Below are 8,246 nucleotides of genomic sequence, written 5' to 3'. Positions count from 1 at the left end.
AGTAAAAATATTATTATAAACATCCGTTAGTAGATTTGGTCTAATCTTTATTGGTGGGTACAACTATATTATACGAGTGAAGAAAATGTACAGAAAAAAATTGCTGTTATCTTTGATGTTGAGTGTGAATTTTGGGAACCTACTGCCAGAGAAGCAAAAAAGGCAGCAAAGGCATTTAATTTTTATGTTGAAACCTTTGCTCCAAAATCTAGGGAAGGTGGTTCACGTGAGATGCTTACTGCCTTAAGGGATTTTGTTAATAGGTCTTTTGATGCAATTATAATAAGCCCAATTGATAGTCCTGAAATTCGTAAGATATTAGCAAGTGCAGAGGCAAAGGGTATAAAGATTATATTTATTAATTCTGCATTAGACGGCGTTAAATATGAAACTTTGATTGAAACCAATGGTTTTGAACTAGGTAAAAATGCCGCCAAAACAGCGAAGCAGCTTTTAAACAATCAAGGTGAGGTTGTTGTTGGTTTATGGTCAGACATGAAAATTAGTTCAATTGAAAAGCGTGCAGAAGGATTTATCGATGAATTAAAGAAAAACTCCAATATTAAAGTGTATACGAAAAGTATATCAAGCAGTCCTTCTGAAGAAGAGATGAAAAAATTAATGGTATTTATAAATAAAGAGCATCCCAATGTTCAATTAGTATATGCTACAGATGCAAATTGGGGAGTTGCCTACGGTAATTATGTAAAAAAACATCATCCTAAATTTGAAGTTTTAACTGTTGATTTTACAAAGAATATAGCTAATCTTATTAGAAGTGAAAATATTAAGGCGGCCATAGCGCAGCGTGCATTCTCATGGGGAGATATGGCACTTGCTTTCTTAGTTGATATTTTTCAAGGAAAATCAGTTATTAAATATACGGATACTGGAACTTATGAGGTTAACAAAAACAATATCAATGTTTATGAAAAAAGAATATAACGAAAATAATGCTAAACAGTAATATTTTGAAATATTAAATAAAATTAATAAATCTAAGCGACAAATATTAAAGCTTAAGAGATTTCAATAACTCGTGCGGCTTAAACAGATTGAAATATCTTAAGCTTTTAACGTTATCTGACAATAGGATATTATATTCTATCTATAATATTTCGAGTACCTCTACTGTATACTTTTCTCCTGGAGCGTCAACCTCAACTATATCGTGGACTTTTTTTCCAAGCAATGCCTTTCCTAAATCTGATTCTATACTTATGCACATATTTTCAGGTTCTAAGTCTATAGTGGTTACTAGCGTTACAATAGTTTCTTCATCATCTTCTATGAATTTAACTTTTGCCTTACGATTAACTCCTAATGTTGATTTATCTATGTCTTTATCATCTATTACAGTTGCTGTTGAAATCATAGTCATTAAATATTGAATTCTATTGTCATTTTCTCTATAGTTTGCACAAGCTTCCTTATATTCTGCATTTTCTGATCTATCACCATGTGCGGCAGCTATTAATTTTTCTTTTGCTATTTCAGCTCTTTTTACAGTCATCCTATAGTCTAGTTCTTCTTTTAATTTTTGTATATTCTCTTCTGTCAATTTATTATTCATAAAATACTTAACCTCCTAAAACAAAGCGAATTACTGTGCGTTACATTAATATTATACAATATAATACAATAAATCACTGAATAAATAAAGTTAAACATATTTGAAAATAAAAAGTTTAATGCAATTATTTTTGAAATTACTAAGTGAAAAAAGCATACATTTAAATCTAGTAAATGATAATAATATTATTAGCATTTAAAACTAAATTTAAAGTGAGGTAGGTTAGTATGAGTAAAGTTCTATATATTAAAGCAAATGCCAAAAAGCCAGGAGAATCAAGGACCTTTAGAATTTCAGATAGTTTTATTGAGCAATACAAGAAACTCAATCCTGATGATGAAATTATAACTTTAGATTTGTATAAAGAGGGTATAGACTTTTTGACAGAAGAAGGAGTTAGTCTTCATGTTCCTAAAGAAGGAGAAGGTAAAAATCATCCGATTTTAAAGTACGCATATCAGTTTGTAGAGACAGATAAATATATAATTGCTGCCCCATTTTGGAATCTAAGTTTTCCTGCAATATTAAAAGCATATATAGATTATATATGTGTCACAGGTATTACATTTAAATATACAGCAGATGGAGCAGTCGGACTGTGCCAAGGTAAGAAAGCTGTTTATATTGTTGCAAGAGGAGGAGAATATTCTGAGGGATCAACTAAGGCGTATGAGATGGGAGATAGATACTTGAGGACTATTTTTGGATTCTTAGGAATAACCGATTTTACAACAATAGCAGCAGAAAAATTAGATGTTATTGGTGAGGATGTGGAGGCAATTGTTCAAAATGCAATCAAAAATGCTCAAAATAAGGCAAGAAACTTTTAGATTTTATTAAATTAAAAGCTAACTTTGGAGGAGAATATATGAGTACAAAAGAAAAGTTTTTAAGTGATTTAAAAAGCGGAGATAATATAACAATATCATTAATGGTAATGAAAGTATTATTTAGGGATACAGATAGAAGTGTATGTATATTAGCTGACAAAAGTGGAGAAATAAAAGTTAGCGTGCCTGTTAAAGATGGGGGAATTAAACCGGGAATAGTAATAAAAATTCAAGGAACTAAGGCTGCAAACTTAAATATTGAAAAATATACCGTAATTTCGGAATATAATATATCGGATTATCTTCCAACAGTAAAACGACCTATTGAAGATATTATGAAAGATATTGAAGAGTATACAAATAAATATATACTTTCAAAGGAAGCAAAAGCTCTAGATGATCACTTTTTTAAGGATGAAGTCTTTTTAGATAAATTTAAAAGAGGAATAGGTGGGGTTTCTATGCATCATAATTATATAGGAGGGCTTGCAGAGCATACTTTAAATGTTATGCAGTTAACTGCTAGACTTTGTGAAAAATATGAGTGCAGAAGAACCGAAATAGCGGTACTAGCAGCCAAACTTCATGATGTTGGTAAAATTTATGAGTATGATTATGATGGACCTTTTACTTATACTATGAGAGGACAAATGGAAGGACATATTGTCATTGGCGTAGAACTTGTGGATGAAGCTGTAAGAGAAAATTTAGAACTTTATCCAGAGGATTTTGTTAACAGAATAAAGGGATGTATTGTTCAACATCATGGAAAGCTTGAATATGGCTCGCCAAGGGAAATGAACATGGAGGAATCATTTATAGTTAATTACGCTGATTCTATAGATGCTACTATGAATAAAATTTCTCAGATTAAAGATAAAACGGAGCCTGATAACTGGTCGGAATTTGATAAAAGAATTGAAAGAAAATTGTACTTGTAACGACAAAGTTAAAGTTTGTAAATAGATTTCAGAATTTATTTGCAAACTTTTTTATATATAAATTTTAGTTGAACCTTCAACTATATTGTGTTAACATAAAAGTAATTAGTTGAAGGTTCAACTATATTTAGTGAAGGGAGGTGAAAAAATATTAATAGTTTAGACAGTTATATATTGAGAGAAATAGGTACTTTGTCGCGATGCATTAGCTATATAAGTGATTTGAAGTTTAAGGAATTAAAATTGCAAAAAGGTCAATTCACATTTCTAACAAGAATATGTGAAAATAACGGAATTAATCAAGTCGATTTATCAAATCTTTTAAAGGTAGATAAAACTACAACAACAAAGGCTATACAAAAGCTTATTGATGCAGGATACATATACAAAGAAAAGGATGAGATTGATAAGCGAATGTGGAGGCTTTATCCAAAGAAAAAAGCATTAGAAACATATTCGGTTATTATTGATGAGGAAAATAGAAATATTGGGGTTTGTTTTGATAAGTTTAGTGAAAAGGAAAAAGAATTAGTTTATGAATTAGTTAAAAAAATGAGGAAAAATATTGAAAGTAATTGGAAAGAAGTGAAAAAATTTTAGGAGGCTATTATTGTGAGAAAAGCAGTTAAAGAAGATATAAGAGATATTATGCAAGTTATAAAAGCAACTATTGAAGAAATGCGTAATTATAATAACACTCAATGGGATGAAAATTATCCTAGGGAAGAAGATTTTATGAGTGATATTGAAAAAGGAGAACTATTTGCAGTAGATAGAGAAGGAAAGTTGGCAGGGTTTGTATGCATTAATAAGATAGAACCAATTGAATATAATGAACTAAATTGGTTGTTAAATAAAGATGCCATGGTTGTTCATAGAATGGCCGTTAATCCAAACTGCAGAAGAAGTGGAATTGGCACTGAATTAATGAAATTCGCTGATGATTTCGCACTAAAAAATAGCATAAAACATTTAAAAATCGATACATATTCAATAAACACAAAAATGAATGATTTAATTAGAAAATGTAATTACAATTTTGTTGGAGAAATATACTTCTTGGGAAGAGAAAAACCATTTTTTTGTTATGAGAAGGTATTATAGTATTTACTAACAAATATCGCTATAATATTTTTTATACTACTTCTGAACTAATAATTATGCATTTGTTATAGGAAAAGGGGATGAGATTATGCCTTATTTAAAAGTTTATGTTAATAAGTATTGGAAGGGATTTTTTACAGCAGTTTTTTTCGTTACCATTGAAGCCGTGTGTGATCTAATGCAACCTACAATAATGTCTAAAATTGTAGATAAAGGTGTTGCAAATAAAAGTCTTAATTATGTTGTGTATATGGGTGGAGTTATGCTTCTTATTACAGCACTTGGAGCATTAGCGGCTTCTATTAGAAATGTGATATCTAGCAATGTTTCACAGAAATTTGGTGCAGAAATGAGAAGTGACTTATTTAAAAAGATACAAAGTCTTTCTTTTGAAAATATTGATAAATTTGAAAGCGCTTCATTGGTAACAAGACTTACAAATGATGTAACGCAAGTTCAAAACTTTGTAAACGGACTTATGAGAATATTTGTAAAAGCGCCACTCGTAGGGCTTGGAAGCATAATAATGGCCGCTAGGCTTAATTTTCGTCTTTCTATAATTTTATTTATTGTTGTACCTATCGTAGCAGTTTTGATTTACACAAATATGAAATTTGCATATCCATACTTTGTTAAAATGCAGAAGACTCTTGATAATGTAAATTCAGCTATGAGGGAATATTTGTCTGGAGTGAGAGTAGTTAAAGCTTTTAATAGATTTGATTATGAAGTAGAAAAGTTTCAAATTAAAAATGATGAGTTTACAAAAACTTCTACTACAGCGATGAAGGTAACATCAGTATTTACTCCAGCTGTTGCATTAGTGGTTAACTTTGGTATTGTCATGGTTTTGTGGATAGGCGGCATAAATGTAAATAGAGGAAGTATGCATGTTGGAGAGATAATAGCGTTTACAAACTATATGACACAAATTTTGTTTTCTTTAATGATGGTTACTAATGTATTCACTATGTTTGTGAGAGCTAAAGCATCTTCCCGACGTATAGGTGAAGTATTTTTAGAAGAGAATTCTATGGCAAATGGAAAAGAAATTACTACATTTTTTCAAAAAGGAACAATTGATTTTGAACATGTATTTTTTTCCTACAATAAAGACAAAGAACCAGTATTAAAGGACATATCTTTTAATATTGGCAAAGGAGAAACTGTTGGAATAATAGGATCAACTGGTTCAGGGAAAAGCACGCTTGTAAACTTAATTCCTAGATTTTATGATATTACAAGTGGAACGATAAAAATTGATGGAGTAGATATAAAAAAACTGGATTTTAAATATTTAAGAGATAAAGTTGCTGTAGTTCCTCAAAAAGCACTGCTGTTTTCTGGTACCATAATGGAAAATATGAAGTGGGGAAACGAAAATGCAACCTTTGAGGAAGTTAAAGAAGCTTCAAAAGCTGCTATGGCACATGATTTTATTGAAAGACTTTCAGAAGGCTATGAAGTTAAAATTGGACAAGGAGGCGTTAATCTTTCTGGAGGACAAAAACAACGTGTATCCATTGCAAGAGCACTACTAAAAAGATCTGAAATACTGATTTTGGATGACTCTACCAGTGCAGTTGATACTGATACAGAGGTACAAATAAGAGAAAGGTTAAAAAAGTATTCAAAAGATTTAACCTGTATTTTAATAGCCCAAAGGATAACTTCTATAATGGGAACAGATAAAATTATAGTTTTAGATAATGGAGAAATAAAAGGTATAGGAAAACATGAACAACTTTTGGAAAACTGCAAAATATATAAGGACATCTTTCTTTCTCAAGTTGGAAAGGAGATGATGTAAATGGCAGATAACAAAAACAATATCAATGTAAGAGTGCCGATACCAGGGTTTAGAGGCGGAAGAAGAAATATGGGACCTGTAGAAAGACCTAAAAACTTTAAAGATACATTAAAAAGATTGTGGAGTTATTTTGGAACTGAAAGGAAAACTCTTATGATAATTTTTCTATTAGTTATAATAGATTCTGCTGTAACTCTTTTTGGACCTTATTTTATAGGACGCTCTGTTGATGCTATATCCTTAAAGGGATCAAGGGTGGATTTTAATCTTCTAACTATAATGATATTAGCGCTTACTATATCATATCTTTCAGATGCAGCTTTAACATTAATTCAAGGATTTTTAGTGGCAAGTTCAAGCCAAAGAATTGTTAAAAATATGAGGGATAATTTATTTTTTAAGCTTCAAAAACTGCCAGTAATGTTTTTTGATACAAATTCACATGGAGATATCATGAGCAGATTATCAAATGATATAGATAATGTAAGTACAACTATATCTCAATCTGCCATCCAACTTATGTCTGGAGTTATAACTATAGTTGGTTCGCTAATTATGATGATAATACTTAGTCCCATACTTACATTTGCAAGCTTAATTACAGTTCCATTAGTTTTTTTGCTTACAAAGAGTATTGCGAGAAAAACTGGAAAATTGTTTAAAAATCAGCAGATGGAACTTGGAAGGTTAAATGGTCATATAGAGGAAAATATATCAGGAATTCATGTAGTAAAGGCATTTAATCATGAAGAAAAAACTATTAAAGAATTCGATAGTATAAATAATAGGTTGTGTGAAGTTGGATTAAAAGCGCAAATATTTTCTGGATTTTTAATGCCGATAATGAACGTGATAAATAATATTGGGTTTGCGGCAGTTGCAGGTATAGGCGGAGTTTTGGCAGTAAAAGATATGATTACCGTTGGAGTTATTGCAAGTTTTTTAAGCTATTCAAGACAATTTGTAAGACCACTTAATAATTTGGCAAATGTATTTAATACTCTTCAATCAGCGGTAGCAGGTGCTGAAAGGGTATTTGAAATATTAGATGAAAATGAAGAAACTGAAGATGCAGCTGATTCCAAAACAATTGATAAAATAAAAGGTGACGTTAAATTTGAAAATGTATATTTTGGTTATAGAAAAGATATAGATATACTCAAAGATATTAATTTTGAAGCAAAGAGAGGAGAAACTATAGCACTAGTTGGACCTACAGGAGCAGGAAAAACTACAATAGTAAATTTACTTACAAGATTTTATGATGTTACTAAAGGAAGAGTTTTTATAGACGGAATAGATATAAGGGACTTTACTCGCGACAGCCTTAGAAGATGTTTTGGTATAGTGCTTCAAGATACTTATCTTTTTACAGGAACTATAAAGGAAAATATAAAATATGGAAACTTAGCAGCCTCAGATGACGAGGTTAAAATGGCAGCCAAAATGGCAAATGCACATGAATTTATAAAAAGACTACCAAATGGTTATGATACAATTCTTTCTGAAAGTGGTTCAAACTTAAGTCAAGGGCAAAGACAGCTTTTAGCTATTGCAAGAGCAATTTTAACAAATCCATCTATATTGATATTAGATGAAGCCACAAGCAGTGTTGATACTAGAACAGAATTAAGGATACAAGAAGCTATGCTTAAGCTAATGGATGGAAGAACTAGCTTTATTATAGCTCATAGATTGAGTACCATAAGAGAGGCTCATAAAATAATGGTTATAGATAATGGAACAATTACTGAAATGGGAACCCATGATGAGCTTATAGCTAAAAAGGGTAAGTATTATCATATGTATTTTAATCAATTTAAAAATAGTGAAGAAGCCTAATAATAAAACTTAAAAACATAAAAAACGCATTGAAGAAATTCAGGGCGTTTTTATTCTTTAATGCTTTTGCAATTTTTAGACTGGTATTGACTTAGAGTTAACTTTAAGGTGTATACTTTAAATATATCTAAACATATTAAAGGAAG

At 30.5% G+C, this 8,246-nt stretch carries 8 protein-coding genes; 7 read left to right on the top strand and 1 reads right to left on the bottom strand.

Going from position 1 to position 8,246, the window contains the following annotated elements; all coding sequences use genetic code 11:
- Positions 1-33: 33 nt before the first annotated feature.
- Positions 34-945, top strand: a complete 912-nt coding sequence (locus tag LQK79_RS10710) for a sugar ABC transporter substrate-binding protein (protein WP_331000667.1) — start codon at positions 34-36, stop codon at positions 943-945.
- Positions 946-1,108: 163 nt separating this feature from the next.
- Here LQK79_RS10710 and LQK79_RS10705 read toward each other — a convergent pair whose 3' ends face one another.
- The gene (locus LQK79_RS10705) at positions 1,109-1,573 is read right to left on the bottom strand and encodes a GreA/GreB family elongation factor (RefSeq protein ID WP_231016528.1); all 465 of its coding nucleotides are present in this window, start codon (positions 1,571-1,573) and stop codon (positions 1,109-1,111) included.
- Between the two features lie 227 nt (positions 1,574-1,800).
- Between LQK79_RS10705 and LQK79_RS10700 the strand changes: the two genes are divergently transcribed.
- From LQK79_RS10700 to LQK79_RS10675, 6 genes are all read left to right on the top strand, one after another.
- Positions 1,801-2,403, top strand: coding sequence for an FMN-dependent NADH-azoreductase (locus LQK79_RS10700; RefSeq protein WP_231016527.1), 603 nt, complete (start codon positions 1,801-1,803; stop codon positions 2,401-2,403).
- A gap of 38 nt (positions 2,404-2,441) precedes the next feature.
- Positions 2,442-3,344 (top strand): 3'-5' exoribonuclease YhaM family protein, encoded by a 903-nt coding sequence (locus LQK79_RS10695; protein ID WP_231016526.1) that lies wholly within the window; start codon positions 2,442-2,444, stop codon positions 3,342-3,344.
- 174 nt (positions 3,345-3,518) lie between these two features.
- Complete coding sequence (locus LQK79_RS10690; protein ID WP_231016525.1) at positions 3,519-3,944, top strand: MarR family winged helix-turn-helix transcriptional regulator; 426 nt, start codon at positions 3,519-3,521, stop codon at positions 3,942-3,944.
- Between the two features lie 12 nt (positions 3,945-3,956).
- On the top strand, positions 3,957-4,448 hold the full coding sequence (locus LQK79_RS10685) for a GNAT family N-acetyltransferase (protein ID WP_331000665.1): 492 nt from the start codon (positions 3,957-3,959) through the stop codon (positions 4,446-4,448).
- Positions 4,449-4,536: 88 nt separating this feature from the next.
- A complete protein-coding gene (locus LQK79_RS10680; RefSeq protein ID WP_053241722.1) occupies positions 4,537-6,258 on the top strand; it encodes an ABC transporter ATP-binding protein in 1,722 nt (573 codons plus the stop codon).
- Positions 6,259-8,100 carry an ABC transporter ATP-binding protein gene (locus LQK79_RS10675; protein WP_231016524.1) on the top strand — a complete coding sequence of 614 codons (1,842 nt, stop codon included), beginning with the start codon at positions 6,259-6,261 and terminating at the stop codon, positions 8,098-8,100. It abuts the gene before it with no gap.
- The last annotated feature ends 146 nt before the right edge of the window (positions 8,101-8,246 follow it).

The sequence above is a fragment of the Clostridium guangxiense genome, assembly GCF_021043395.1.
GTDB lineage: Bacteria > Bacillota > Clostridia > Clostridiales > Clostridiaceae > Clostridium_S > Clostridium_S guangxiense.
Note: the sequence above shows the minus strand (reverse complement) of the source record. Positions and strands in the feature narration are given on the sequence as shown.

Bases quoted from the DNA above. Each gene is read 5' to 3' on its own strand.
- LQK79_RS10695 (WP_231016526.1), top strand. From the start codon at position 2,442: ATGAGTACAAAAGAAAAGTTTTTAAGTGATTTAAAAAGCGGAGATAAT.
- LQK79_RS10700 (WP_231016527.1), top strand. From the start codon at position 1,801: ATGAGTAAAGTTCTATATATTAAAGCAAATGCCAAAAAGCCAGGAGAA.
- LQK79_RS10705 (WP_231016528.1), bottom strand. From the start codon at position 1,573: ATGAATAATAAATTGACAGAAGAGAATATACAAAAATTAAAAGAAGAA.
- LQK79_RS10675 (WP_231016524.1), top strand. From the start codon at position 6,259: ATGGCAGATAACAAAAACAATATCAATGTAAGAGTGCCGATACCAGGG.
- LQK79_RS10680 (WP_053241722.1), top strand. From the start codon at position 4,537: ATGCCTTATTTAAAAGTTTATGTTAATAAGTATTGGAAGGGATTTTTT.